This window comes from Streptomyces sp. NPDC006476, from assembly GCF_040612015.1.
In the GTDB taxonomy this organism is placed as follows: domain Bacteria; phylum Actinomycetota; class Actinomycetes; order Streptomycetales; family Streptomycetaceae; genus Streptomyces; species Streptomyces griseorubiginosus_B.
In genome coordinates, this window is the sequence record NZ_JBEXPK010000047.1 from 17,381 (window position 1) to 42,734 (window position 25,354).

The 25,354-nt window shown below is 72.3% G+C and carries 23 protein-coding genes and 4 tRNA genes; 13 read left to right on the top strand and 14 right to left on the bottom strand.

Going from position 1 to position 25,354, the window contains the following annotated elements; genetic code table 11:
• From ABZZ74_RS37285 to pcaH, 5 genes are all read right to left on the bottom strand, one after another.
• Entirely contained in the window at positions 1 to 792 is a 792-nt protein-coding gene (locus ABZZ74_RS37285; protein WP_356772699.1) for an SDR family NAD(P)-dependent oxidoreductase, read from the bottom strand.
• A gap of 64 nt (positions 793 to 856) precedes the next feature.
• Entirely contained in the window at positions 857 to 1,984 is a 1,128-nt protein-coding gene (pcaD, locus tag ABZZ74_RS37290; protein ID WP_356772701.1) for a 3-oxoadipate enol-lactonase, read from the bottom strand.
• Complete coding sequence (pcaB, locus tag ABZZ74_RS37295) at positions 1,981 to 3,315, bottom strand: 3-carboxy-cis,cis-muconate cycloisomerase (RefSeq protein ID WP_356772703.1); 1,335 nt, start codon at positions 3,313 to 3,315, stop codon at positions 1,981 to 1,983. The genes pcaD and pcaB overlap by 4 nt, the downstream gene beginning before the upstream one ends.
• On the bottom strand, positions 3,312 to 3,917 hold the full coding sequence (pcaG, locus tag ABZZ74_RS37300) for a protocatechuate 3,4-dioxygenase subunit alpha (protein ID WP_356772705.1): 606 nt from the start codon (positions 3,915 to 3,917) through the stop codon (positions 3,312 to 3,314). Before pcaG ends, pcaB begins: the two co-directional genes overlap by 4 nt.
• A gap of 6 nt (positions 3,918 to 3,923) precedes the next feature.
• Positions 3,924 to 4,697, bottom strand: coding sequence for a protocatechuate 3,4-dioxygenase subunit beta (gene pcaH / locus ABZZ74_RS37305; protein ID WP_356772707.1), 774 nt, complete (start codon positions 4,695 to 4,697; stop codon positions 3,924 to 3,926).
• Positions 4,698 to 4,887: 190 nt separating this feature from the next.
• Here pcaH and ABZZ74_RS37310 point away from each other — a divergent pair, with 190 nt between their 5' ends.
• Positions 4,888 to 5,352 carry a MarR family transcriptional regulator gene (locus ABZZ74_RS37310; protein WP_356772709.1) on the top strand — a complete coding sequence of 155 codons (465 nt, stop codon included), beginning with the start codon at positions 4,888 to 4,890 and terminating at the stop codon, positions 5,350 to 5,352.
• Between the two features lie 14 nt (positions 5,353 to 5,366).
• Here ABZZ74_RS37310 and ABZZ74_RS37315 read toward each other — a convergent pair whose 3' ends face one another.
• The gene (locus ABZZ74_RS37315) at positions 5,367 to 6,329 is read right to left on the bottom strand and encodes a DUF3048 domain-containing protein (RefSeq protein WP_356772711.1); all 963 of its coding nucleotides are present in this window, start codon (positions 6,327 to 6,329) and stop codon (positions 5,367 to 5,369) included.
• A 252-nt stretch (positions 6,330 to 6,581) separates the two neighbouring features.
• Between ABZZ74_RS37315 and ABZZ74_RS37320 the strand changes: the two genes are divergently transcribed.
• The gene (locus ABZZ74_RS37320; protein ID WP_356772713.1) at positions 6,582 to 7,772 is read left to right on the top strand and encodes a zinc-dependent alcohol dehydrogenase; all 1,191 of its coding nucleotides are present in this window, start codon (positions 6,582 to 6,584) and stop codon (positions 7,770 to 7,772) included.
• A gap of 19 nt (positions 7,773 to 7,791) precedes the next feature.
• On the opposite strand, the gene ABZZ74_RS37325 is transcribed toward ABZZ74_RS37320, so the two are convergent.
• On the bottom strand, positions 7,792 to 8,862 hold the full coding sequence (locus ABZZ74_RS37325) for an ATP-dependent DNA ligase (RefSeq protein WP_356772715.1): 1,071 nt from the start codon (positions 8,860 to 8,862) through the stop codon (positions 7,792 to 7,794).
• Positions 8,863 to 8,936: 74 nt separating this feature from the next.
• Between ABZZ74_RS37325 and ligD the strand changes: the two genes are divergently transcribed.
• From ligD to ABZZ74_RS37340, 3 genes are all read left to right on the top strand, one after another.
• Positions 8,937 to 9,962 (top strand): non-homologous end-joining DNA ligase, encoded by a 1,026-nt coding sequence (gene ligD, locus ABZZ74_RS37330; RefSeq protein WP_356772717.1) that lies wholly within the window; start codon positions 8,937 to 8,939, stop codon positions 9,960 to 9,962.
• 38 nt (positions 9,963 to 10,000) lie between these two features.
• Positions 10,001 to 10,936, top strand: coding sequence for an NAD(P)-binding domain-containing protein (locus ABZZ74_RS37335; RefSeq protein WP_356772719.1), 936 nt, complete (start codon positions 10,001 to 10,003; stop codon positions 10,934 to 10,936).
• Between the two features lie 81 nt (positions 10,937 to 11,017).
• Positions 11,018 to 12,055 carry a LacI family DNA-binding transcriptional regulator gene (locus tag ABZZ74_RS37340; protein ID WP_356772721.1) on the top strand — a complete coding sequence of 346 codons (1,038 nt, stop codon included), beginning with the start codon at positions 11,018 to 11,020 and terminating at the stop codon, positions 12,053 to 12,055.
• A gap of 38 nt (positions 12,056 to 12,093) precedes the next feature.
• Here ABZZ74_RS37340 and ABZZ74_RS37345 read toward each other — a convergent pair whose 3' ends face one another.
• On the bottom strand, positions 12,094 to 12,879 hold the full coding sequence (locus tag ABZZ74_RS37345) for a VOC family protein (protein ID WP_356772788.1): 786 nt from the start codon (positions 12,877 to 12,879) through the stop codon (positions 12,094 to 12,096).
• A gap of 271 nt (positions 12,880 to 13,150) precedes the next feature.
• On the opposite strand from ABZZ74_RS37345, the gene ABZZ74_RS37350 reads away from it, so the two are divergent.
• From ABZZ74_RS37350 to ABZZ74_RS37375, 6 genes are all read left to right on the top strand, one after another.
• Positions 13,151 to 13,399: a WhiB family transcriptional regulator gene (locus ABZZ74_RS37350; protein ID WP_207929668.1), complete on the top strand. Its 249-nt coding sequence runs from the start codon at positions 13,151 to 13,153 to the stop codon at positions 13,397 to 13,399.
• A 36-nt stretch (positions 13,400 to 13,435) separates the two neighbouring features.
• Positions 13,436 to 13,510: transfer RNA gene (locus ABZZ74_RS37355), tRNA-Gly, on the top strand.
• A 9-nt stretch (positions 13,511 to 13,519) separates the two neighbouring features.
• Positions 13,520 to 13,591, top strand: a tRNA-Asp gene (locus tag ABZZ74_RS37360).
• Between the two features lie 13 nt (positions 13,592 to 13,604).
• A tRNA-Ala gene (locus tag ABZZ74_RS37365) sits at positions 13,605 to 13,676 on the top strand.
• A gap of 28 nt (positions 13,677 to 13,704) precedes the next feature.
• On the top strand, positions 13,705 to 15,039 hold the full coding sequence (locus ABZZ74_RS37370; RefSeq protein WP_356772724.1) for an SDR family oxidoreductase: 1,335 nt from the start codon (positions 13,705 to 13,707) through the stop codon (positions 15,037 to 15,039).
• The gene (locus ABZZ74_RS37375) at positions 15,036 to 16,253 is read left to right on the top strand and encodes a ribonuclease inhibitor (protein ID WP_356772726.1); all 1,218 of its coding nucleotides are present in this window, start codon (positions 15,036 to 15,038) and stop codon (positions 16,251 to 16,253) included. The genes ABZZ74_RS37370 and ABZZ74_RS37375 overlap by 4 nt, the downstream gene beginning before the upstream one ends.
• 5 nt (positions 16,254 to 16,258) lie before the next feature.
• Here the strand turns inward: ABZZ74_RS37375 and ABZZ74_RS37380 are convergent, their stop codons facing one another.
• Positions 16,259 to 18,082, bottom strand: coding sequence for an AAA family ATPase (locus tag ABZZ74_RS37380; protein ID WP_356772728.1), 1,824 nt, complete (start codon positions 18,080 to 18,082; stop codon positions 16,259 to 16,261).
• A 7-nt stretch (positions 18,083 to 18,089) separates the two neighbouring features.
• On the bottom strand, positions 18,090 to 19,493 hold the full coding sequence (locus ABZZ74_RS37385) for a hypothetical protein (protein WP_356772730.1): 1,404 nt from the start codon (positions 19,491 to 19,493) through the stop codon (positions 18,090 to 18,092).
• Between the two features lie 90 nt (positions 19,494 to 19,583).
• On the opposite strand from ABZZ74_RS37385, the gene ABZZ74_RS37390 reads away from it, so the two are divergent.
• Positions 19,584 to 19,659: transfer RNA gene (locus tag ABZZ74_RS37390), tRNA-Trp, on the top strand.
• A 16-nt stretch (positions 19,660 to 19,675) separates the two neighbouring features.
• Here the strand turns inward: ABZZ74_RS37390 and ABZZ74_RS37395 are convergent.
• From ABZZ74_RS37395 to ABZZ74_RS37410, 4 genes are all read right to left on the bottom strand, one after another.
• Entirely contained in the window at positions 19,676 to 20,512 is an 837-nt protein-coding gene (locus ABZZ74_RS37395) for a hypothetical protein (protein ID WP_356772732.1), read from the bottom strand.
• Between the two features lie 53 nt (positions 20,513 to 20,565).
• On the bottom strand, positions 20,566 to 21,540 hold the full coding sequence (locus ABZZ74_RS37400) for an acyl-ACP desaturase (RefSeq protein WP_356772734.1): 975 nt from the start codon (positions 21,538 to 21,540) through the stop codon (positions 20,566 to 20,568).
• A 213-nt stretch (positions 21,541 to 21,753) separates the two neighbouring features.
• Positions 21,754 to 22,530, bottom strand: a complete 777-nt coding sequence (ddaH, locus tag ABZZ74_RS37405; protein WP_356772736.1) for a dimethylargininase — start codon at positions 22,528 to 22,530, stop codon at positions 21,754 to 21,756.
• Between the two features lie 97 nt (positions 22,531 to 22,627).
• On the bottom strand, positions 22,628 to 24,268 hold the full coding sequence (locus ABZZ74_RS37410; protein WP_356772738.1) for an ABC-F family ATP-binding cassette domain-containing protein: 1,641 nt from the start codon (positions 24,266 to 24,268) through the stop codon (positions 22,628 to 22,630).
• 321 nt (positions 24,269 to 24,589) lie between these two features.
• Here ABZZ74_RS37410 and ABZZ74_RS37415 point away from each other — a divergent pair, with 321 nt between their 5' ends.
• Complete coding sequence (locus tag ABZZ74_RS37415) at positions 24,590 to 25,219, top strand: GPP34 family phosphoprotein (protein WP_356772740.1); 630 nt, start codon at positions 24,590 to 24,592, stop codon at positions 25,217 to 25,219.
• The last annotated feature ends 135 nt before the right edge of the window (positions 25,220 to 25,354 follow it).

A 25,354-nucleotide genomic window follows, 5' to 3' on the forward strand; every position in this document is an offset into this window, starting at 1 on the left:
TCACAGCGCCAGCAGTTGGTCCGTGACCGCCGACAGACGCTTGTGCAGCTCCCGGTCGTACGTCGACTCGTGCGCCCGCGACGGGGTCGTGCCGTCGAAGTAGCCGCCCGTGCCCCGGTCCTCAGTGGCCAGGGACAGGACGCCCGGGGCGCCGTCGGCGACCGTGTTCCAGGGGGCGATGCCGCCCTCGCGGACCATGGCCGTGTCCATGAAGGTCGCCGGATGCAGCACGTTCACCGCGACCCCGGAGCCCGCCAGCTCCTCGGCCAGGGCGAAGGTGTACGCGGCCAGGGCGAACTTGGCGCGGCAGTACGCGGCGAAGCCGGCGTAGCCGCGCCGGAACTCGATGTCGTCGAAGTCGACCGGTTCCTGGCCCACCGAGCCGACGTTGACGATCCGCGCGGGCGTGTTCGCACGCAGCACCGGCAGCAGGGCCCGGGTGAGGACGACGGGCGCCAAGTAGTTGACCGCCAGCCGCAGTTCGTGCCCGTCGACGCTCAGCTCGCGGCCCGTGCCGGGGGCGCCCGCGCCCACGCCCGCGTTGTTGATCAGGACGTCCAGGTCGGGGTGCGCGTCGGCCACGTGCGCCCCCAGCTCGCGGACCTGCGCGAGCGAGGCGAGGTCGGCGACGAAGCCCTCGGCGTCCCCCTCCGTGCGCAGCTCCTCCACCAGCCGCTCCGTACGGTCCGGATCGCGGCCGTGCGCGAGGACGACATGGCCCGAGCGGACCAGCTCGAAGGCGACGTACCGGCCGAGACCGGAGGTGGCACCGGTGATGAGAATCGTGGACATGCCCCCACCGTAGGCACGCGGCGGGGGCATGTGCGAGGTGCTGCTGGAGCTACGACCAGCAGGGTCACCCTTGGTCTTCGTCCTCCTCGGCCAGCACCCGCTGGGCCGTCGCGAAGGCGGAGTTCGCCGCGGGCACCCCGCAGTACACCGCCGTCTGCAGCAGCACCGCGCCGATCTCCTCGGGCGTGAGCCCGTTGCGCCGGGCCGCCCGGACATGCATGGCGAGCTCGTCGTAGTGGCCGTGCGCGACCAGCGCGGTCAGCGTGATCATGCTGCGCTCGCGGCGCGAGAGGGTGGGGTCGGTCCAGATCTCGCCCCAGGCGTAGCGGGAGATGAAGTCCTGGAAGCGGGCGGTGAAGGGCGTCTGGCGGGCCTGCGCCCGGTCCACGTGCGCGTCCCCGAGCACCTGCCGCCGTACCTCCATGCCACGACCGGCGCCCCCGCCGAGGTGGGCCCGCAGCGCCGTCAGCACGGCCCGGGGGCACTGGGCGGGGGCGAGGTGCCCGGCGCCAGGCAGTTCGACGAGGGTGGAGCCGGACACGGCGTCCGCGATCTCCCGCAGATGCGGCGGCGGGGTCGCCCGGTCCTCACGTCCGGCGATCAGCAGGGTGGGCACGGAGATGTCGGCGAGCCGTTCGCGCAGGTCGAAGGCGGCCAGCGCGTCACAGCAGGCCGCGTACGCTCCGGGGTCGGCGGCCCCCTGGTCCCGCACGAGTTCGGGAACGGTGAAACCGGATGTGAACCAGCGCTCCGGAGCGCTCTCCACGAGCCACTCCAGTCCTTCCCGCCGTACCCGCTCGGCCCGCTCCTGCCACGGCCCCGCGCCGTTGAAGTGGGCGGAGGAGCAGATCACCGCAAGCGACGACAGCCGCTGCGGATGGTGCACGGCGAGATGCAGGCCGACGGCTCCGCCCAGCGACACACCGGCGTAGGCGAACCGTTCGAGGCCGAGCGAGTCGGCGAGCGCCAGCACCAGGTCGGCGAGGTCACCGACGGTGGCGCCGGGACCGATCAGCCCGGGCGCGGAACCGCCGTGCCCGGGCAGGTCCCAGCGCACCACCCGGTGGCTGACGGACAGCTCGGGCGCCACACCGTCCCACAGGGCGTACGACGTCCCGAGCGAGGGCCCGAGCAGCAGCGCGGGCGCGGAAGCGGCGCCCTCCGTGCGGTGATTGAGGAGTTTCTCGGTCAACGTCGCTCCAGTGCACGGTCGGTGAGGTCTCCGGCGGAGCCGGTGTAGCGGGCGGGGTCGGTGGACTCGGTGAGGTCGACGTCCTTCAACTCGGGTACTTCGGCCAGGAGTTCGGCCAGGGGCCGGCCCTCCGCGTAGGCCCGCCGGGCGGCTTCCGTCAACAGGGACTTGGCGCGGGCGCGGCCCAGCACCGGCGCCAGCTCGGCGGACAGCCGCTCCGAGACGATCAACCCGTGGGTGAGGCCCAGGTGTTCACGCATCGCGTCGGCGTTCACCCGCAGCCCCTCGACAAGTTCGGCAGCGTCCCGGGCGGCCCCGCCGACCAGCCGCAGCAGGTCGCGCAGCGGCTCCCACTCGGCGTGCCAGGCACCGGCGGGCCGCTCGTCCTCGGCGGCCATCGAAGCGTAGAGCGTGGCCGCGAGCAGGGGCGCCCGTCGCGCGGCGGCCGCGATCAGCGTGGAGCGCACGGGGTTGGCCTTGTGCGGCATGGCCGACGAGCCGCCGCCGCTGCCCTCCGCTACCTCGGCGATCTCGGTGCGGCCGAGGACGAGCACATCCGCCGCGATCTTGCCCAGCGCCCCGGTCGTGAAGGCCAGACAGCCGGCGAGGTCGGCGATCGGGGTGCGCAGGGTGTGCCAGGGCAGAAGGGGTTCCCGCAGGCCGAGTTCGCGGGCGAAGGCGGCCGTCAGCACCCGGGTGTCCTCGGCGCCGTAGGCGGTGAAGGCGGCCAGGGTCCCGGCCGCGCCGCCGAGTTGGGCGGGCAGGCCGTCCCGTACCGTCCGGACGCGGTCCCGTGCGTCGAGCACCAGTGACCGCCAGCCGGCCGCCTTCAGCCCGAACGTCGTCGGTACGGCGTGCTGGGTGAGCGTGCGTCCCGGCAGCGCGGTGTCGCGGTGCTCGGCCGCGAGCCGGGCCAGGGCTTCCTCGGTGCGGGCGAGGTCGGCGAGCACGAGGTCCAGGGTGCGCACGGCGACCAGCATCAACGCCGTGTCCATGATGTCCTGGCTGGTCGCGCCCCGGTGGACGTGGGGGCCGTGCTCCTCGCCCACGGCCTTCGTCAGGTCGGCGACCAGGGGGATGACCGGGTTGCCGCCGGAGCGGGCGCGCCCGGCGAGGGAGCGCACGTCGAAGCGGCCGGCGTCGGCCACCTCGGTCACCGCCGCCGATGCCTCGTGCGGGGCGAGATCCAGCGCCGCCTGGGCGCGGGTGAGGGCCGCCTCCGCGTCGAGGAGGGCCTGGAGGAAGGCCGTGTCGGAGGTCGCGGAGGCGGCCGGGGAGCCCGCCCACCCGGGGGCGAGCAGGCCCGTGTCGTCGGGATCGACAGAGGTCACGTGAACTCCAGGAAGACCGTCTCGCCTTCGCCCTGAAGGCGGATGTCGAAACGGTAGGTCCCGTTGGCCTCGTCCCGCGCGATCAGCGTGTCGCGTCGCGCACCGTCCAGCTGTGCCAGCAGCGGGTCGGCCGCGAGGGCCGTCGCGTCGCCCGGCAGGTAGATCCGCGTGAACAGGTGCACCAGCAGCCCGCGCGCGAACACGCACACGCTGATGTACGGGGCGCTGCGCCCACGGGCGCCCGGTCGCAGGGTGCGCGCGTACCAGTGGCCGTTCGCGTCGGTCTGGATGCGCCCCCACCCGGTGAACTCCACGCCGTTGCGGCCCAGATAGCCGCCGGTCGCCGGGTCGCGGCGGATCGAGCCGTCGGTGGTCGGCACGTTGCCGTTGGGGTCCGCGCCCCACAGCTCCACGAAGGCGTCGGGCAGCGGCTCGCCCTCGCCGTCCAGGACGTACCCGTGGACGGTGACGGTGTCCGGGTGTCCGACGGGCGCGATCTCCTCGCCGCCGCGGAAGGGCAGCGCGTATCCGTAGAAGGGGCCCACGGTGTGCGAGGGGGTGGGCAGCACGCTCTCCGGCCTGCTGGTGTCGATCTTCGTCATGGCAGGTCAGCGCCCTTCCTCGAGCCAGGTGGCGTTCGGCCCGTCCAGCACGATGTCCCAGTGGTAGCCCATCGAGAACTCCGGCACGGACAGGTCGTGGTCGTAGGTGGCGACGAGCCGCTGCCGCGCCGCGTCGTCCGTCACCGACTGGATGATCGGGTCGTACGGGAAGAGCGGGTCGGCCGGGAAGTACATCTGCGTCACCAGCCGCTGGGTGAACGCCGTGCCGAACATGGAGAAATGGATGTGGGCCGGCCGCCAGGCGTTGAGGTGGTTGCGCCAGGGGTAGGGGCCGGGCTGGACGGTGGTGAAGTGGTAGCGGCCCTCGGCGTCCGTGATCGTACGGCCGACACCGGTGAAGTTCGGGTCCAGCGGGGCATCGTGCTGCTCGCGCTGATGGGCGTAGCGGCCGGCCGAGTTGGCCTGCCAGATCTCGATGAGCTGGCCGCGCACGGGCTTCCCGGCCCGGTCCAGCAGCCGGCCCGAGACCGTGATGCGCTCGCCGACCGGCTCACCCGTGTGCTGCCGGGTGAGGTCGTTGTCGATGGCGCCGAGGTCCCGCTCGCCGAAGGCGGGGGAGTGCAGCTCCACCAGCTCCGGGTCCTTGCTGACGTCGATGGCGACCAGCGGCTGCTTGGGGTGGCGCAGCAGCGAGGAGCGGTACGGCGCGTAGTCGCGGCGCGGGTGGTGCTCGACGGGGGCGCCGTCGGCGACCCGCTTCTCGTACGCGGCGTGCTCGGCCGCGATCTCCTGGTCGATGTCGTGCTGGGTGAGAGTCATGGCGGATTCCCCGGTAATTAATCAGGGCACTGAGTATTTTGGTGAAGTTTCCTTCACGCTGCCACCCGAGCCGTCCGACGTCAAGACCTCGCAGAACAACAAGGTCAAACAGGGGAGCGCAGGCTGAAGACAGAGGATTGGCCACCGGGTATCGTTCAGTGCACCAACGAATTCGACGGGGGGAGCGCACATGGCAGCGGTGGACCTCGCCACCCACCCCGGGCATCTCGCCCGGCGCCTGCAGCAGGCCCACTACCTGCTGTGGAACACGATGGTCTCGGAGGAGATCACCTCGCCCCAGTTCGCGGTCCTCAACGCGCTGGTCGCCGAGCCGGGCCTGGACCAGCGCACGGTGGGGGAGCGGGTGGGACTCGACCGGTCCACGATCGCCGAGGTGATCAGCCGGCTCGGCAGGCGCGGCCTGCTCGACAAGGTGCGCGACCCGCGGGACGGCCGCCGGTTCCTGCTGCGTCTGACGGAGGACGGGGTGCGCACCCACCGCAAGCTGACCGTGCGCACCGCCCGGATGAACCAGGTCTTCCTCGCCCCGCTGTCGGCCGCCGAGCAGACGGTGTTCTTCGAGCTGATCCAACGGGTCGCGGACGCGGCCGAGGGGCTCCGCAACCCCGCGGAGCCCCTGGTGACGCAGGGCTGAGCGCGTCGCGCGGATCAGGATGCCTTCGCGAGGACGACCCAGACCTGGCCCTTGGCGAAGTCGACCGGCTTGCCGTCGTTCGTCGTGAAGTCCGTGCCGTCCGTGGCCTTGGCGCGCTTCCAGTCGACGTCGTAGGCCTTGCCGTCGCGCAGCACCTTCGCCCGGCCCGAGCCGACCGTGTCGGTGAAGGGCGTGTTGTTGCCGAGGAAGTCGTGGAAGCGGGACTTGCGCATCGTCACGTACTGCACGACGACCGTCGCCGGGGCCACCGGCTGCCCGTCGGTCGTCCTGCTGGGCGTTCCGTCCATCGCGACCAGCCAGCCGTGGCGGCTCGCGGACCAGGTGAAGGTGAAGCGGGCGGCGGGATAGCGCACGGTGAGTGAGGTGTCCGCTCGTCCGCCGTCGGGTGCGGGGCCGTAGCGGAAGCCGTTCGTCAGCGCGCCGGGGCCGGGGGCGGTGCCCATCAGTCGGGCCGGGCGCAGATAGAGGTTGTGCGGTGCGGCCCGGTCGCTGCCGCGGAAGTAGGCGCCGGACGCCTTCTCCGGCGGCTCGGCCTTCAGTGGGGCCTTGGCGATCAGCGGCAGCAGCTTGTGCTGCGCGCCGGAGAAGGCGAGCGTGGGGTGGTCGTACTGGCGCAGCAGTTCCAGATCGGACTCGCGGGCGCTGCGCACCGGGCCGACGGCCTTCGGCAGGGTGCTCGCGTACACGGCCATCAGCCGGCTCAGTCCGCCCTCGACCTGCTCGACGTAGACGACGTCGGCCTGCCGCAGCCCGGTGTGGGGACGGGCGTCGGGGGCGTTGTCGATCTTCACGGCGAGGACGTGGCCGTGGCTGGTGGCGCTCTCGGTCGGGCTCGGGGAGGTCGGGGTGGGGCTCGGTGGCTTGGTGCGGCCGCGGCCGTCGTCCGAGGGGTGCGATGGCGAGCAGCCCGCCGCGAGCGCGGCGGTTGCCGTGGCGGCCAGCAGGGCCACTGTCATCGAGGCGTGTCGTCCGCGCGCCCGCCGTTGCGATCTGCCCACTGTGGCCCCACATCCCGTGTCAGTGATTGTGCGTTTATAGGTTCATTGGTGGCCATACCCGCTCGGTTCTGGTTGTGCGCGTTTGAATACCCCGAATGATTTCGAACGACCCCGATGGGCGCACAGGGCGGCGCTTCGGCGGGGAGAGGCCGGGTACTCGGGCCGTCCATGCCACCGGACACTCCGACGCGACGGAGGGAGCCCCACGCGATGAAGGCTGTGACCTGGCAGGGCAAACGTGACGTACGGGTCGAGGACGTGCCCGATCCGAAGATCCAGGAGCCGACCGACGCGATCATCCGCATCACGTCCTCCGGTCTGTGCGGCTCCGATCTGCACCTGTACGAGGTGCTCACCCCGTTCATGACACCGGGCGACATCCTCGGACACGAACCGATGGGCATCGTCGAGGAGGTCGGACCCGGGGTGCCGGACCTGGCCGCAGGCGACCAGGTGGTGGTGCCGTTCCAGATCGCCTGCGGCAACTGCTGGATGTGCCTGACCGGGCTGCCCACCCAGTGCGAGACCACCCAGGTCACCAGCGAGGGCATGGGTGCCGCGCTGTTCGGCTACACCCGGCTCTACGGCGCCGTCCCGGGCGCCCAGGCCGAGTACCTGCGGGTCCCGCAGGCCCAGTTCGGGCCGATCAAGGTCCCCGAGGGCCCGCCCGACGACCGCTTCGTCTATCTCTCCGACGTGCTGCCCACCGCCTGGCAGGCGGTCGAGTACGCGAGCATCCCCGAGGGCGGCAGCGTCGCCGTGCTCGGCCTCGGGCCGATCGGCGACATGGCCTGCCGGGTGGCCCGGGTGCGCGGCGCCGGACGGGTGTTCGGCGTGGACCGCGTGAACGAGCGACTGCGCAGGGCCCGCGCCAGGGGCGTGGAGACGTACGACCTCCGGCAGTTCGACAACGACAAGGAACTCGTCGAGGCGATCCGCGGCGAGACCGACGGCCGCGGCCCCGACGCCGTGATCGACGCGGTCGGCACCGAGGCCCACGGCAGCGCGGCCGCCCGGCTCGCCCAGCAGGCCTCGGCGATGCTGCCGCGCAAGATCAGCGGACCGTTCGCCGAACGCTTCAGCGTCGACCGGCTCGCCGCCCTCTACACCGCGATCGAGCTGGTCCGCCGCGGCGGCACCATCTCCCTGACCGGTGTCTACGGTGGCATGGCCGACCCCATGCCGATGCTCACCCTCTTCGACAAGCAGATCCAGATGCGCATGGGGCAGGCCAACGTGCGCCGCTGGAGCGACGAGATCATGCCGTATCTCACGGACGAGGACGAGCTCGGCGTCGACGACTTCGCCACCCACCGGGTGCCGCTCTCGGACGCCCCGCACGCGTACGAGATGTTCCAGAAGAAGCAGGACGGCGCCGTCAAGGTGCTGATGACGCCGTGACTCAGCCATGGGAGCGGACTCAGCCGGGGGAGCTGAGGATCTCGTCCAGGTCATAGCGCACCGGCTCCTCCAGCTGCGCGTAGGTGCAGCTCTCCGGCGTACGGTCCGGCCGCCAGCGGCGGAACCGGGCCGTGTGCCGGAAGCGCGCCCCGTTCTCCATGTGGTCGTACGCCACCTCGGCCACCCGCTCCGGCCGCAGCGGCACCCACGACAGGTCCTTCTTGCCCGACCAGCGGCTCGGCGCCCCCGGCAGCCGGGCCGTCTCGTGCGCCGCCTCGTCCGACCAGGCCGCCCACGGGTGCCCCGCCACGTCGTCCATCCGCAGCGGCTCCAGCTCCTCGACCAGTTCGGCGCGCCGCTTCATGGCGAACGCGGCCGACACGCCCACATGCTGCAGCCGGCCCCCGTCGTCGTACAGCCCGAGCAGCAGTGAGCCGACGACCGGGCCGCTCTTGTGGAAGCGGTAGCCCGCGACGACGACGTCCGCGGTGCGCTCGTGCTTGATCTTGAACATCACCCGCTCGTCCTGGCGGTAGCGCAGGGTGAGCGGCTTGGCGATGACACCGTCCAGTCCGGCGCCCTCGTACTCCTCGAACCAGCCCCGCGCCACGTCGATGTCGGTCGTCGCGGGCGCGAGATGGACCGGCGCGGTGACCCCCGCCAGCGCCCGGGTCAGCAGCGCCCGCCGTTCGGTCAGCTCCACGCCCGTCAGCGCCTCGTCCGCCAGCGCCAGCAGGTCGAAGGCGACGAAGGAGGCCGGGGTCTTCTCGGCGAGCATCCGCACCCGGGAGTCGGCCGGGTGGATGCGTTCGGTCAGCGCGTCGAAGTCGAGCCGCCCCTCCCGGGCGATCACGATCTCCCCGTCCAGCACGCACCGCTGGGGCACCCGCTCCTTCAGCGCCGCCACCAGCTCCGGAAAGTACCTGGTCAGCGGCTTGCCGGTACGGCTGCCGAGCTCGACCTCGTCGCCGTCGCGGAACACGATCGCCCGGAACCCGTCCCACTTGGCCTCGTACTGCATGCCCGGCGGGATCTTCGCCACCGACTTGGCGAGCATCGGCTTCACGGGCGGCATCACGGGCAGATCCATGATTCCGATTCTGCGCGCATACGGCGGCTCTCGCCCGGTGTGCGCGGTGTGCGAGGTGCGCCTACCGTGGCCGCATGGGCGAAGCGGTGGAACTTCAGGCGGGCGGCCGCACGGTCCGGCTGTCCAGCCCGGACAAGATCTTCTTCCCCGAGCGCGGTTTCACCAAGCTGGACCTCGCCCGGTACTACATCGCCGTCGGCCCCGGAATCCTGCGCGCCCTGCGCGACCGGCCCACCACCCTGGAGCGCTACCCGGACGGGGTGACCGGCGAGAACTTCTTCCAGAAGCGGGCGCCGAAGAACATGCCCGACTGGATCCCGACCGCCCACATCACCTTCCCCAGCGGCCGCAGCGCCGACGAGATGTGCCCCACCGAGGAGGCCGCCGTGCTGTGGGCCGCCCAGTTCGGCACGCTCACCTTCCACCCCTGGCCGGTCCGCCGCGACGACGTCGACCGCCCCGACGAACTCCGCATCGACCTCGACCCGCAGCCCGGCACCGACTACGACGACGCCGTCCGCGCCGCCCACGAACTGCGCGCCGTCCTCGACGAGTTCGGCGGGCTGAAGGGCTTCCCGAAAACCTCCGGCGGACGCGGACTGCACGTCTTCGTGCCGATCGAGCCGCGCTGGACCTTCACCCAGGTACGCCGCGCCGCCATCGCCGTGGGCCGGGAGATGGAACGCCGGATGCCGGACCACGTGACGATCAAGTGGTGGAAGGAGGAGCGGGGCGAGAAGATCTTCATCGACTACAACCAGACCGCCCGCGACCGCACCATCGCCTCCGCCTACTCCGTACGGCCCCGCCCGCACGCCCCCGTGTCGGCGCCCCTGCGCTGGGACGAGGTCGGGGTCGCGCATCCGCAGGACTTCGACATCGCGACCATGCCCGCGCGCTTCGCCGAACTCGGCGACGTGCACGCCGACATGGACGACCACCGCTACTCCTTGGAGGCGCTGCTGGAACTGGCGCGCCGGGACGAGCACGAGCACGGACTCGGCGATCTGCCGTACCCGCCCGAGTACCCCAAGATGCCGGGCGAGCCCAAGCGGGTACAGCCGAGCCGGGCGAGGAAGGACGGGCCCGCGGGTGCCTGAGGCGCTCTTGCCCGGACCCGTTGACCGATCATGGACGGGTGACGCTTCTCCTGACCCACGGTGACCTGCGGGCCCTGCTGGACGTCGACGACTGTCTCGACGCGCTGCGGGAGGGTTTCCGTACGTCGGACGCCGTGCCGGTGGCCGGTCTGCGGGTGCGGACCGATCTGCCGTTCCCGGGGACGGCCACCGCCCTGCTTCCCGGTCTGCTGCCCGGCGTCGAGGCGTACACGGTGAAGGTCAACGCCAAGTTCCCCGGCGCGCGGCCGGCCCTGCGCGGGGTGATCTGCCTGCACAGCGGCGCGGACGGCGCACTGCTCGCCCTGCTGGACTCCGCGACGGTGACGGCCTGGCGCACCGGGCTGGCGGCGGCCCTGGGGACGCATCTCCTCGCCGGGCGCGGCGAGGTGACGGGGGTGGTCGGGGCGGGCGCGCAGGCCGAATTGGTCCTCCGGGGGCTGGTGGCGCTGCGGGGCCCGGGCGCCCTGGTCGTCCATGACACGGACGGCGGGCGGGCGGAGGAGTTCGCCGCGCGGCACGGGGGACGGGTGCTGGGGTCGGCGGCCGAGGTCGCCGCGGCCGCCGATGTCGTCCTGCTGGCGACCTGGTCGCGGGAACCGTTGCTCGGGCTGGCCGAGACGAGGGCCGGGCAGCACTTCACGAGCCTGGGCGTGGACGAGCCGGGCAAGCGGGAGCTGGCGGCGGATCTCCTGGAGGCGGCGCTGCTCGTCGTCGACGACCGTGAACTGGCCTCGCAGACGGGCGTGTTGGCGTCCTCCGACCTCCCTGCCACGGCTGTCGGGGCGACCCTGGGCGAGGTGGTCCGCGGGGAGCACCCCGGCCGGGGAAGCGTCGAGGAGCGGACCGTGTACGCACCGGTGGGTCTGCCCTGGCAGGACCTGGCGCTGGCGTGGGCGGCATACCGGCGGGCCGAGCGGGAGGGGGCCGGGCGGCGGATCGATCTGCTGGGGTGAGACAGGATCACCGAGAGCGCTCTCACAGGGTTGTGTGCCCGGAGCTATCCTGATCCGCACCCGCCGATGAGGAGCCTCGAAGTGACCGACACAGCGCCGCGTCCCACCCTGGAGGCCGTGGCCGCCCGGGCCGGGGTGTCGCGGGCCACCGTCTCCCGGGTGGTCAACGGCGGGGACGGGGTCAGGGAGCCGCTCGTCGCCCGGGTGCGCCGGGCCGTCGAGGAACTCGGCTACGTGCCGAACCAGGCCGCCCGCAGTCTGGTCACCAAGCGGCACGACGCGGTCGCCGTGGTCATCGCCGAACCGGAGACCCGCGTCTTCGCGGACCCCTTCTTCGCCCTCCAGCTCCGGGGTATCAGCAAGGAGTTGACCGCCCACGACAACCAGCTGGTCCTGCTGCTGACGGAGGGCCGTGACGACCATGCCCGCGTCGGCCGCTACCTCGCCGGCGGCCACGTCGACGGCGCGCTGGTCTTCTCGCTGCACCTCGACGACCCGCTGCCGGGACTGATCCACCACGCGGGGGTGCCGACCGTGTTCGGCGGGCGCCCCGGCTGGAGCGACGGGCGCGGCGGCGCGGTGTACGTCGACAGCGACAACCGGGGCGGTGCCCGGGAGGCCGTACGTCACCTCGCCGCCCTCGGACGCACCCGGATCGCGCACATCACCGGCCCCCTCGACCAGACCTCGGCGGCGGACCGGCTGGACGGTTTCCGGGACGTCATGGGCGACATCGATCCGGGGCTGGTCGTGGAGAGCGACTTCACCCCGGCCGGCGGGGAACGGGCGATGCGGGAGCTCCTGGACCGGCACTCCGACGTGGATGCCGTGTTCGCCGCGAACGACCTCACCGCCGCGGGTGCCCTGCGGGTGCTGCGCGAGCAGGGGCGGCGGGTGCCCGAGGACGTGGCCGTGATCGGGTTCGACGACATGGTGGCGGTCGCCGAGCAGACCGATCCGCCGCTGACGACGGTGCGTCAGGACATCGAGGGGATGGGGCGGTTGATGGCGCGGCTGCTGTTGCGCCGGCTCGGGAACAAGGGCGTCGAGGCGGGCGGCGCGGGCACGCCGTCCAGTGTCGTACTGCCGACGACACTGGTACGGCGAGCCTCGGCGTAGGCGCTCCCGTCGGAGGATCGGCCCTCGTCCCGCGCCCCTTACCCCTGCGGCGGTGCGCTCTTGATGACGGCGAAACGGGCGCCGTACGGGTCGGCGAGCTTGGCGAAGCGGCCCACGCCCTCGATGTCCGTGGCGGGCAGGCGGACCGTGCCGCCGAGTCGCTCGGCCTCGGCGACCGTGGCGTCCGTGTCGGCGACCTCGAAGTACGGCAGCCAGTAGGCGCTGTCCTCGGACGGGTCGTCGGCCAGCGGCACGAGCCCGCCGAACATCGAGTCCTCGCCGCCCCCGGCGGGGTTGACCGTGGTGTACGTGCCGCCGGGGAAGGGCACCGCCGCCGTCTCCAGGCCGAGCGTCTCGTGGTAGAACCAGGCCGCCGCCGCGATGTCCGGGGTGTACAGCTCCACCCAGGACAGGGAACCGGTCTCGTTCGCCCGGTCGATGCCCTTGGTGCGGCCCGGCTGCCAGATGCCGAACGGCACGCTCGCCTTGTCGGCGAGGATCGCCATGTGACCCTCGCCCATCACGTCCATGGGCCGCATCAGAACGCTGCCGTGCGCCTGCTCGGCGGCCTTGGCCGTGGCCTCGGCGTCCGCGCTCTGGAAGTAGACGGTCCAGGAGGGCGGGCCCTGCTCGGGCGTGGTCTGCATGCCGCCGGCCACGGTCTTCCCGTCCAGCTGGAAGAAGCCGTAACCGCCGGCGTCCGGTCCCGCCGACTGGAACGTCCAGCCGAACAGACCGCCGTAGAAGGAAGTGGCGCCGTCGATGTCGGAGGTACCGACGTCGATCCAGTTGGGAGCGCCGTTGACGAAACGGGTGGTGAGCATCATCGCCCTCCTCGGAAGGGTCCCGTTCTCTGCACTGCCGAGTCTCGCACTGCCCACTGACAACGCGCTGCCGGAGCCACGCGGAGGACCGGAGCGGAGTGCGGGATGACCGTGGGTCACCGTTCGGGACCGCACGGTTTCCGCGTCGTTCCGCGCGCCGCCGTGCGCCGCGTGGTGCGCACACGTCACCATCGGGTGGCCGGGGGCCGTGAACGGCGCCATTGATCCCGCGTTGATCGAACGTTTTTCGCCGCCCGGCACGATCCCGTCCATGCACATCGACACGATCATCCCGGCCGACCTCGACTGGCACGCCCAGGCGCTGTGCGCGCAGACCGGGGCGGACTTCTTCTTCCCCGAGCCGGGCAGCTCGGTACGCGAGGCGAAGCGCATCTGCGGCATGTGCGAGATGCGCCCGGCCTGCCTGGAGTACGCCCTGCGCAACGACGAGCGGTTCGGTGTCTGGGGCGGGCTGTCGGAGAAGGAGCGGCTGGAGCTCAGGCGGCACGGAAACCGGTGAGCCGGGGCGGGGGAGCGGTTACGATCCGGGGGCGCACCCGGGCGTAGCGCAGAGGCAGGCGCACTCGCCTTGCCCAGGCGGAAGACATCGGTTCGAATCCGATCCCCGGGCTGCGTACGGGGCCCCGTAGAGCAGAGGCAGACTCGCCACCTTGTCAGGGTGGATACGCCGGTTCGAATCCGGCCGGGGCCGCGCGACCGCACAGGGGGCGGTAGCGCAGCGGCAGGCGCACCTTCATGGCATGAAGGACACGCCGGTTCGAATCCGGTCCGCCCCACGGCACGGCACGAACGGGGGCGGGACCCATGGACGACGGTGCGGCGATCGGCGACGAGGAGCTGGCCGCCTTCCACCGCACGGTCGGCAGGCTGCGCGAGCTGCCCGTCGACGACCCCGTACGCCTGCGTGCCGAGCAGGTCGCCGCGTCCTTCGCCCGCGACGGACGGCTGCGGCGTCGCAAGGCGCGCGGTGCCGAGACCTCCGCCGCCGACGCCGAGACGATGGCGGCGACCGCGACCGGCGCCCGCGACCGGCGCGAGGACGCGCCCCTGGCCGTCCCGGGCGACGCCGGCCACTTCCGCAAGTCCCGCAGCTGCTACGTCTGCAAATCGCCCTATCGACAGGTCGACGCCTTCTACCACCGCCTCTGCCCCCGCTGCGCCGCCGACAACACGGCTCGCCGGGGCCTGTCCACCGATCTGAGCGGGCGCCGCGCACTGCTCACCGGCGGCCGGGTGAAGATCGGCTTCCAGCTGGCCCTGATGATGCTGCGCGACGGCGCGGAGCTGCTGGTCACGAGCCGCTTCCCGCACGACACCGTGCGCCGGTTCCAGGCAGAGCCGGGCAGCGCGAAGTGGCTCGACCGGCTGACCGTCCTCGCCGTCGACCTGCGCGACCCCCGTCAAGTACTGGGCCTGTGCGAGGAGTTGCGGCAGGAGGGTGAGCCGCTGGACATCCTCGTCAACAACGCCGCCCAGACGGTGCGGCGACCGCCCGAGTCGTACGCGCTGCTGGCCGGGGGCGAGTACGACGCGCTGCCCGAGGGGGCCAGACGGGCGCCGGGCTTCACGCCGATGCGGGCGCTGACGGGCGGCGCGGCGTCGCTGCCGGCCGCCCTGCGCGAGGCCGACGAGGCGGGCCTGCTGCCCGACCCGTCCCCGGACAACTCCTGGTCCGCCCGGCTCGGTGCGCTCGACCCGGCCGAGGTTCTGGAGACCCAGCTGGTCAACGCGCTCGCGCCGGCACTGCTGTGCGACCGCCTGCTGCCCCTGCTGCTCGCCTCGCCGCACCCGCGCCGCTACGTCATCAACGTGACGGCCGTCGAGGGCCGTTTCGCGGTCCGCAACAAGATGGCCGGCCACCCGCACACCAACATGGCCAAGGCCGCCCTCAACATGCTCACCCGCACCGGCGCCGCCGAACTCGCCGAGCAGGGCGTGCACATGTGCTCCGTCGACACCGGCTGGATCACCGACGAGAACCCGGCCCCGAAGAAGCGGCGCATGGCCGACGCGGGTTTCCGCACGCCGCTGGACGTCGTGGACGGAGCGGCGCGGGTGTACGACCCGATCGTGCGCGGCGAGGCGGGTGATCCCGTGTCGGGGGTGTTCCTGAAGGACTACCGGGAGGCGGAGTGGTGAGCGAGGAACCCGAGGACCTCGTGGAGGAGGGCGCGTGCGCGGCGTCCGCCGGTTTCGCCGGAGTGCCGTCCCTCGTGCCCCGCCCGGCCGTCGAACTGGCCCCGCTGCTCGACTGGTTGCGCGCCGGCCGCCCCGCCGGTGAGCGGCTGGACTTCACCGCGGGTACGGTGCTGCCCGACGGGCGCCTCGACCTGTGCAAGCAGGGCCTGGGCGCGGAGGGCGCCGCCCTGGTCGCCGACGCGCTCGCCCAGGGGTCTTCGCCGGTACGGCATCTGCTGCTCGGGACCGACGGGCTGGGCGACGACGGGGCGGCCGTCGTGGCCGGTTCGGGTACCGGCGTCGAGACGCTTTACCTCGGCTGCAACGGGATCACAGAGGGCGGCGCCTGCCGGATCGCCGACCAGCTGCGGGCCTCGCCGCAGGTCGTCACCGGCGTGTGGCTCAAGCGCAATCCGCTGGGCGCGGGGGGCGGCCGGGCGGCGGCCGAACTCATCGACGCCGCACGGTCCTTGCGCACCCTCGACCTCGTCCAGACCGGCCTGGACGCGACGGGCGCCGCCGTTCTGGCGGACGCGCTGCTCGCCGCGGCGGGCAACGGCCGCCGGATCGAGCGGCTCTTCGTCGGCGGCAACCCGCTGGGGGAGGCCGGAGCACGGCCGCTCGCCGAACTGATCAGGGCGGGCGCGATCGACGAACTGTACGTGTCCGCCGCCCGGTTGGGCGAGGGCGGGGCGGTCTGCCTCGCCGAGGCCCTGGAAGCGGCACCGCACGGACGGCTCACCCGTCTGTCCGTCGCGAGCAACGGCATCGGCCCGTCGGCGGCGGCCCGGCTGGTGACGGCGGCGACCGCCGCCGGGGTGCGGCTGCTGGACCTCGGCCGGGTACGGGCGGCCGCGGTCCTCGGCGCGGCGGACAACCACCTCGACCTCGCCGCCGCCCAGTCCGTCGCCGACGCCCTCGCGGACACCCCCGGCCATCGGCTGACCCATCTGGTCCTCAGCCACACCGGCATGCGCAGCCGCGAGGCCCACCGCCTCCTGGACACCGCCCCGCGCGCCACCACGGCCACCCGTTTCGTCCTGGGCCGGGGCATCGCCGCCAGCGTCAAGCGCCGGCTGGACGCCCTCAGCGCCCATGTCCCGCCGCCGTCGGTCCCGGCGGACGTGGCGGCCGTACGCAGCGTGCACCGCACCCCGCCGCCGGCCCGCGGCTGACGGTGTCACCGCCGCATCGACATGAACACCTCCGTCCAGAAGCGCTGTTGGGGCACGGACGCCCCCACCAGATAGGTGGCCCGCAGCTTCGCCGGCAGCAGGGCCACCAGACGGGTCACCACGCCCCGGTGCTTCTTGAGCTGGGACAGCTCGGCGTTGGCGAGGATCTGGTGGACCATGTCGCTGTCGTCGCCGCCCTCCGTGGAGTGGTCGGCGGCACGGCGCAGACGTGCCTCCCACAGCTCCGCGTCGCGGGCGAGCTCACGCAGACCCGTCACCGGGCGGCCCTGGAAACGGTCGATCAGCGCGGTGAGCGGCACCGGCGCGTACTCGCCGTCGCCGAGGTAGACCGTGCCCATCTCCAGCGGCAGGCCGCGCCGGTACAGCTTGATCAGCCGCTCCAGGGTGCGCTTGGTGATCCAGGCCCGTCCGTCGTCGTCGATGTCGTGCTTCCACCACTCCAGGACCGTCTCGGCGTCCGTGCCGTAACGGGCGAGCAGCCACTCGTTGGCCGGGATGTCCTCCGGCTCCACCTGCAGCGAGGCCGTGAAACGGGTCGCCTGGGCGATGTTGTTGCGCGACACCAGCATCTTGCGGCCCAGATGGTACGGCGGATTCTGCACCGCGATCTGAGCGCGCAGGTTCTCGATCCGCCGGCCCGCCAGCGACCACTCCTGGGTGATCTCCATGAGTTTGGCGAAGGCGGCCTTGTCCTTGGGCCGGTTGTACTCGTCCCACACGATCGCCTTGGGCTCCGGCCCGGTGAACTTGGCGGCCAGCAGGTTGTCGAGCGTGCCGTCGGCGGAGGGGATCGGCGCGCACAGGTCCTCGACGTTCGTCACCGGCAGGGAGAAGTACAGCGCGTCACGGCCCAGCCCCGCCCGCACCGTCTCCCGCACCAGCTCCGTCTTCCCGCAGCCCGGCGGCCCCTGCAGCAGGACCGTCCAGCGGTTGCGCAGCGCCGCCCGCACGACCTGGCGCACCGGGTCGGGGACCGTCGCCGGGTTGGGCACGCCCAGCGCCTCGGCGACACGGTCCAGGATCTCGGCCGTACGGTTCTGGCCGGGCCTGCCGTCCGGGCCCGGCTCGGCCAGCCGCAGCCGCTCCCCGTCGACCAGGGGCAGACCCCAGCGCAGCGGGAAGCCCTCCCTGGCGTTCGCCAGGACGTGGTCCAGGGTGCGCGGGGACAGCAGCTCGCGCAGGGCGGGGGACAGGGACGCCCACAGCGAGAACACCGGACGCAGGTCCCACCCGCGGTACTTGGCCGACAGGTGCCGCCGCCACGCGGTGTCGTTGGCCGTGATCCGCAGCGTCACCATGCGGTCCAGGAGCGCGAGGTCGCTGCGCCGGGCGGAGGTCTCGGCCAGCGACTCGTTGTCGGTGAGGAAGACGCCGACGCAGCCCAGGGCGCGCAGATCGTGCTCGCCGAGCGTCCAGTTGCAGGCGATCTGCATCAGCTGCGACTGGATCGTCTCGCCCGCCTGCAGGGAGTCGTCGATGAGCAGCACGAAGGGCCGGCCCGGCTTGAGCTGGCTCATCACCAGCTGCCGCAGCACCAGTTCGCCGGTGTGCGGGTCACGCACCGGTGCGTTGACGAGCAGGTCGTCCGGGGTCAGGTTCGCCGCCGGGACGTACACCAGGGTCGCGTCCGGATACGCGCGGGCGATGTGCGAGAAGAACGTCGCCGTCTTGCCGATGCCGTGCTCGCCGAAGACCTGCCCCGTCTGCTCCATGTCGATCATCGCGTCGATGAAGGCCTCGAGGCGGGAGACCTCCCCGGGCCCGCGCCCGTCCGCGGCCGTCCCTGACGGCCGTGCCTCGGTGGTCATCCGTCCCTCACCTCGATCCAGTCGTGACGCGATGGCAGTCCATCGCCGGGTCGTGCGTCTCGGGCCACTCGCTGCCGCCCTCCGTGATCAGCCAGATCCATTTGTCCGGCTCGGCGGGCGTGATCGGCGGGGCGTGTCCGTCGGTGAGCATCACGACGGCGTCCGGGGTCACGTCGAACCGTCGCCCGCTCACCTCCGTGCGCCCCTCCACGTAGTCGGCGACGGCCTGGAAGCTCGTGCCGCCCCCGCCGTGGACGCGCTCGCCGGGCTTGAACGGCATCACCTGCCCGTCGAAGGACAGCCAGTGCGCCTCGACCCCGTCGATCCGCCCCACCAGCCGGGTCAGCCACTCGACCACGTGCTCCGGCATCGAGCCCGAGGTGTCATAGGCGATGACGAGCACCTTCTCCCGCACCGGGCCGCGCCGGGAGAGCATCGGGTCCTGGCCCAGCGCGGCGAGCAGCGCGCCCCGCTTCTTCGGGTACACCAGCCGCTCGCCGTCGCGGAGCTTGGAGCCCAGTACGTCGACCAGCCAGCGCTGCCACCAGTGGACCGTGCCCGTGCGGGTGGTCTCGCCGCGCAGCGCGCCCGCGCCGAGGCTGCCCCAGATCCGCGCCGCCCGGCTGTTGCCGTCCTCGGTGCGGCCCATCAGGTCCAGCAGCTCCCGCTCCGCGCCCGCGTGCCCCCGCCGGGCCGCCAGCAGGGAGTTCAGCAGCGCGGAGGACGCCACCGCGTCGATGGTCTCCTGGTCGGCGGGGACGGCCCCGTCCAACAGGTACACGCACAGCCGGCGCTCGGGCACCGGCGGGCGGTGCATCCGCTTCAGCTCGCCGTACACCCGCATGTCGGTCTCGGTGAACGTGTCGTACTGCACCGGCTGAAGACCGTGCGCCGTCAGGTCCGCGACGTACGCCTCGTACACGGCGCGCGGGTCGACGCCCGTGGGCCGGCCCGCCAGCAGCGGCAGGTCCCGCCGCCCGAGCCGGACCAGCGCCACATGGTTGATGGACACCTCGCAGGCCAGGTCGAAGACCGGGTCCGCCCGCAGCTCGGGGTCGGCGAACAGGTGCCGCTGCACCAGATGCCGTGCCTCGTGGAACAGCACGAACTTGACGCCGTCCAGGCCGAGTCCGACGAAGAAGTCCGGGTTGTAGAGCAGCAGGCAGGAGCCGTCGCCGGAGGCCACCACGGCCGCCGTGTCGACGGCTGTGGTCGGGATCTGGTGATGGCACTTGGCGTACAGCCACGACGCCACCGCCGACTCCGTGAGCCCGAAGTCCAGCAGCGCGGCCTCCTTCAGCCGCCGCGCCTCCTCGATCACGGCCGCCTCCGCCGGGCGGTACCGCTCCAGTGCCCTGCGGTCGGCCAGGTCGACCACGGGGACACGCCGCCCCCGCTCTCCGTACACCATGACGAGCCCCCCGTACCGGATCTCCCCCGTGCCTCATTGGTAGCAGCGCCGACTGACAACGGGCCAACGCATTACGCTCGGGCGGCAAGGGCGGGGCCGTAGCGCAGAGGCAGGCGCACCGGTCTCCAGAACCGGGACACGCTGGTTCGAATCCAGCCGCCCCGCCCCCTCCTGGCGCCGGGTCAGGCGATCGCTCCCGCCGTCATGATCAGTTCCGGAGCGGTCCCGTGGAACGTCCCGAGGAGCTGGGCCAGCACCGCCCAGGCCTCCTCGCGGCCGGCCAGGTGGTCGCGCACGAGCGGGCGCAGCGCGTCCTCCGCCTCGCCCACGCGCGCGGGGAACATCACGGGGCCGAGGGAGAGCACCTTCAGCACCTGCGCGGCGGGGCCGTGCGCGGTCGCGTACTCACCGGGGCCGGAGAGGATCCCGGCCTGGCGGACGCGGTGGGTGAACTTGGCGTGGCTGCCGAACTGCGCGCGCAGGGCCGGCGGGCAGTCCGGGCGCACCGACAGCGCCCAGCGGGCGTACCCGGGCAGCGGCTGCTCGCGGTCGGCCTCGGTGACCGTCCGCCAGTCGCGGTGTCCGAGCACCATGGAGGCCGCCTGTCTGGCGGGTTTCATGGCGGTGACGGCCCGCAGGGTCGCGACGAGTCCCCGCCCGGCGAAACCCTCCGGCTCCGGCGGTTCGTCCGCGTGCCGGAGCAGTACGTCGTCCACGGGCAGGGTGTCCGTGCGGCCCGGCCCGAACGGGAGGCCGCGCAGCACCGCCCGCCGCATCGCCGGGTCGGCCGCGACGTGCCCGTACACGACCGCGTTGAGCTCCGGGTCGTCCTGCTCCAGGATCCACAGCAGCACCGAGGCCGGGACCCAGGACTGCTTCAGGACGGCGTAGGTGATCCGGCGCTCCTCCACGGCAGCCGCGGGCACGCCGATCCGCCGCCGTACCCCGGCGGCGTCCTCGGTGTCGATCAGGCGCAGCAGGAAGCCGACCGCCCGCTGTGTCGTGCCGTCATCATGCATGGCCGCATGATGACCCAGGCGGTCGGCGATCCGCACCGGAGATTCGGCTGTCGTCAGGCCCCGGCCCGAGCCGCCATGCGCGCCTTGCGCGCCGCCAGCTTCTCGTCGAACTTCGACGCCTCCGCATCGAGCCCGCCCAGGAACATCCCGAGTTCCTCCTGCGCCTGGCGGCCCTCGCTGCCGAGGCCGTCGATGTCCAGGACCTTCAGGAAGCGCAGCACCGGCTGCAGGACGTCGTCGTGGTGGATGCGCAGGTTGTAGACCTCGCCGATCGCCATCTGGGCCGCCGCCCGCTCGAAACCGGGGATGCCGTGGCCGGGCATGCGGAAGTTGACGACGACGTCCCGGACCGCCTGCATGGTCAGGTCGGGGGCGAGTTCGAACGCGGCCTTGAGGAGGTTGCGGTAGAAGACCATGTGCAGGTTCTCGTCGGTCGCGATACGGGCCAGCATCCGGTCGCAGACCGGGTCGCCGGACTGGTGGCCGGTGTTGCGGTGCGAGATGCGGGTCGCGAGCTCCTGGAAGGCGACGTAGGCCACCGAGTGCAGCATCGAGTGGCGGTTGTCCGACTCGAAGCCCTCGCTCATGTGGGCCATGCGGAACTGCTCGAGCTTGTCCGGGTCGACCGCGCGGGAGGCGAGCAGGTAGTCCCGCATCACGATGCCGTGCCGGCCCTCCTCGGCGGTCCAGCGGTGCACCCAGGTGCCCCAGGCGCCGTCGCGGCCGAAGAGCGAGGCGATCTCGTGGTGGTAGCTGGGCAGGTTGTCCTCGGTGAGGAGGTTCACCACGAGCGCGATACGGCCGATCTCGGTGACGCTCGACTGCTCCTTGTCCCAGGCCTCGCCGTCCTCGAAGAGGCCGGGGAAGTTACGGGCGTCCGACCACGGCACGTACTCGTGCGGCATCCAGTCCTTGGCGACCTTCAGATGCCGGTTGAGTTCCTGCTCGACCACTTCCTCCAGGGCGTACAGCAGCCGGGCGTCGGTCCAGACGGCAGGGCTGCCGAGGTGCGGGGAAGTGATCGTCACGGGGACTCCAGGGGGACGGGCGACACAGGGGATCACCGGCGAGCGGCGCCGGAACCTACGGAATCGTAGGCTACGAATCCGTAGGTTACGATTCCGTAGGTTAAGCCCGCTGTAAAGCTTGCTGATCAGGCCCCTGTCAACGGCGTCCGGGAGCGTCCCGGGCAGCCCCAGGACCCGCAGGTCCCGGGGTGGAAGGGGTGAGTCGTTCCCCTGTCAGGCGTACAGCTCCCTGAGCCGCACCGAGAGGCATGTCACACAGCCTTCGAGCTTCTCGAACTCGCTGATGTCGACCAGAACGGGCTCGAACCCGAGGTCGGCCAGCAGCTCGGCCGTCTTCGGCGCGCTCGCGGCCATCAGCAGCTTGCCGCCGCCGAGCAGCACCACATGGGAGCCGGCCTCCTCGGGCACCGACAGGAAGCGCGGGAACAGCGAGGGCCGGTCGACCTTCGGGATGTGCCCGATGACCGTTCCGTCCGGCAGCGCGGTGACCGCCGACTTCAGGTGCAGCACCTTGCTCACCGGTACGGCGACGACCTGGGCGCCGAGCGGTTCGAAGGCGGCGCGCAGCTGCTGCACCCCGGCCGCGTTGGTGCGTCCGCCGCGGCCGACGTAGATCGTGTCGCCGATCTTCAGCACGTCACCGCCGTCCAGGGTGCCCGGGTCCCAGATCCAGTTCACCGAGCAGCCGAGGCCGGCCACCGCCTCCTCGACCCCCATGGTCTCCTCGCGCCGCGACTCGGCGCCGGGCCGGGTGATCAGCGCCACGTTCTTGTACACGACGACCGTGTCCTCGACGAACACCGAGTCGGGGCAGTCGTCGGCCGGGTCCACCTCGACCGTCTCCCAGCCGTGCTCCCGCAGTGCCTCGACGTAGCCCTCCCACTGCTCCAGCGCGAGGTCCGTGTCGACCTTCTCCCGCTCGATGTGCGTCACCAGACCTTCGGCGAGGCGCGGGCTGGGGCGGCGGACGAGGGCCTTCTTGCTGGGCACGACGGGACTCCGTATCGGCGGGACGGTGGACCGGGCCCCGTACGGAACCCGGTCCGCCATCATGCAGGGCGGATCCGCGCAGACAAAACCCCCACGGTCAGGCTGTGCCCCTGTTGAGACCGGGCCGGCCCACCTCCTCCGGCGCCGTCTCCCGCAGCTCGCCGTCGAGCAGCAGCCACCTGGTGATCCCGATCGACTCCAGGAACGGCAGGTCGTGACTGGCCACGATCAGCGCCCCCTCGTACGACTCCAGGGCCGTGGTCAGCTGCCGGACGCTCGCCATGTCGAGGTTGTTCGTCGGCTCGTCGAGCATCAGCAGCTGCGGGGCCGGCTCGGCGAGCATCAGCGCCGCCAGGGCCGCCCGGAACCGCTCGCCGCCGGACAGCGTCGCCGCCTTCTGGTCGGCCCGGGCGCCCCGGAACAGGAAGCGGGCAAGGCGCGCCCGCACCCGGTTGTTGGTGGCGCCCGGCGCGAACCGGGCCACGTTCTCGGCGACCGAGAGCTCGTCGTCGAGCACGTCGAGCCGCTGCGGCAGGAAGCGGAGCGGCACCTGCGCGTGCGCCTCGCCCGACACCGGCGCGAGCTCCCCGGCGATCGTGCGCAGCAGCGTCGTCTTGCCCGCGCCGTTGCGCCCGATCAGCGCGACCCGCTCCGGCCCGCGCAGATCGAGCCCGCCCGCCACGCGCGCGCCGTACGCGAGCTCCAGGTCCAGCAGGGTGAGCACGGTACGGCCCGGGGGGACGGCCGTGTACGGCAGGTCGACGCGGATCTCGTCGTCGTCCCGTACCGCCTCCACCGCCTCGTCGAGCCGTTCCCTCGCCTCGCTGAGCCGCTCCTCGTGCATGATGCGGTGCTTGCCCGCGGACTCCTGCGCCGCCCGCTTGCGCGCCCCCATGACGATCTTCGGCTCGCGCTTCTGATCCCACATCTTCTGCCCGTACCTCTTGCGGCGGGCCAGTTTGACCTGGGCGTCGGCCAGTTCGCGTTTCTGCTTGCGGAAATCGGCCTCGGCGACGCGCACCATCCGCTCGGCCGCCTCCTGTTCGATCGCCAGCGCCTGCTCGTAGGCGGAAAAGTTGCCGCCGTACCAGGTGACCTCCCCGGAGCGCAGATCGGCGATCTGGTCGACGAGGTCGAGGAGTTCACGGTCGTGGCTGACCACCACCATGACCCCCGGCCAGGCGGACACGGCCGCGTACAGCCGCCGCCGCGCGTACAGGTCGAGGTTGTTGGTCGGCTCGTCCAGCAGCAGGACGTCCGGGCGGCGCAGCAGCAGGGCCGCAAGCCGCAGCAGCACCGACTCGCCGCCGGACACCTCGCCGATGGTGCGGTCCAACTGGATGTGCCCGAGCCCGAGTTCGCCCAGGGTGGCGAGCGCGCGCTCCTCCACGTCCCAGTCGTCGCCGACCGTCTCGAAGTGCTCCTCGGCCACGTCACCCGCCTCGATGGCGTGCAGCGCGGCCCGCTGCGCGGCGATGCCGAGCGCCTCGTCGACCCGCAGCCGGACGTCGAGCGTGGCGTTCTGCGGGAGATACCCGACCTCGCCTGCGACGCGCACCAGGCCGTCGGCCGGGGTGAGCTGACCGGCGATCAGCTTCAACAGGGTCGATTTCCCCGACCCGTTGACGCCGACGAGCCCGGTCCGGCCGGGGCCGAAGGAGACGTCCAGGCCCTCGAAGACGGGGGTGCCGTCGGGCCAGGTGAAGAAGAGGGACGTGACAGTGATGGAAGCAGACATTCAGGACCTCGCGGTTGCTCGATGCGGTCAGGGGCAAACGCGTATCGAGACACCGGCGACCGCGGACGGCCGAAAGAGCCCTGCACGGGAGGGGGCATGAAAATAGCCCTGCTCCGTCGGGGACGGCTCACCTGCCGAGGTCGCACACGGCACACACCAGTGGTGGGTGACACGGTGTCTCAGGACCTCAGAGGAGCAACGTCCTTCTCCGATCGACGGCAACAGAACCGTCATGCACGGTACGAGCGCCGCCGAGCGCTGTCAACGAATTAACGTGACCCCCGGATCGCCCCGCCGATCGCACCGCACCAAGGAGACCTCGTGCCGCACGGTTCGCTCTCGCTCCCCGCCCGGCTGTGCCTGCTGGCCTGGGACTCCACGCCCGAGGCCATGGGCACCGCCCATCTGGTGCGGGCCGGGGCCCTCACCGAACTGGCCCGGCGTGGCCTGCTCACCGACGAGGACGGCATCGCCACCCCGGCCGACATGGACAGCCTCACCGCGGACGCCGTCCTCGACGGTCTCCTGGAACTCGTCCGTGAGTCCCGGCCGCACCGGTGGCGGACCTGGGTGACGCTGCACGCGCGCGTGACGTCCGACGCGGTACGCGAGCAGCTGACCGCCGACGGCTGTCTGCGGGCGGAGCGGAAACGGGTTCTCGGAGTCTTCCCGAGCGTGGATCACGTCCTGGAACGCACCGACGTCGTGGCGTCGCTGCGGGAGGAGGCCCGAGGCCTTCTGGAGCAGACGCCGCCGGTCGCGGAGGTCTCGGAGGTCTCGGAGGAGGAGGCGGCCGCCGTGGCCCTGGCGGTCGCGGCAGGACTGCCCGCGCTGCTGGGGGACGGGGACCGAGAGCGTCACAAGGACCGGGTCGAGGAACTGATCGGACGAACGGGGGTGAGCGGGATCCTGAGTGAGCTGTGCTCCGCCCTCGCGACCGTGCCGCATTGATGTCGGATCCCTGACCCAGAGACTGTCGAGCTCCTCGTCGACGGCGTCGGCGGACCGCTGAACGTGATGGCCGGCCCGGGCGCGCCGTCCGTCCCGGAGCCGGCCGCCCTGGGCGTCGCCCGTGTGAGCCCGGAT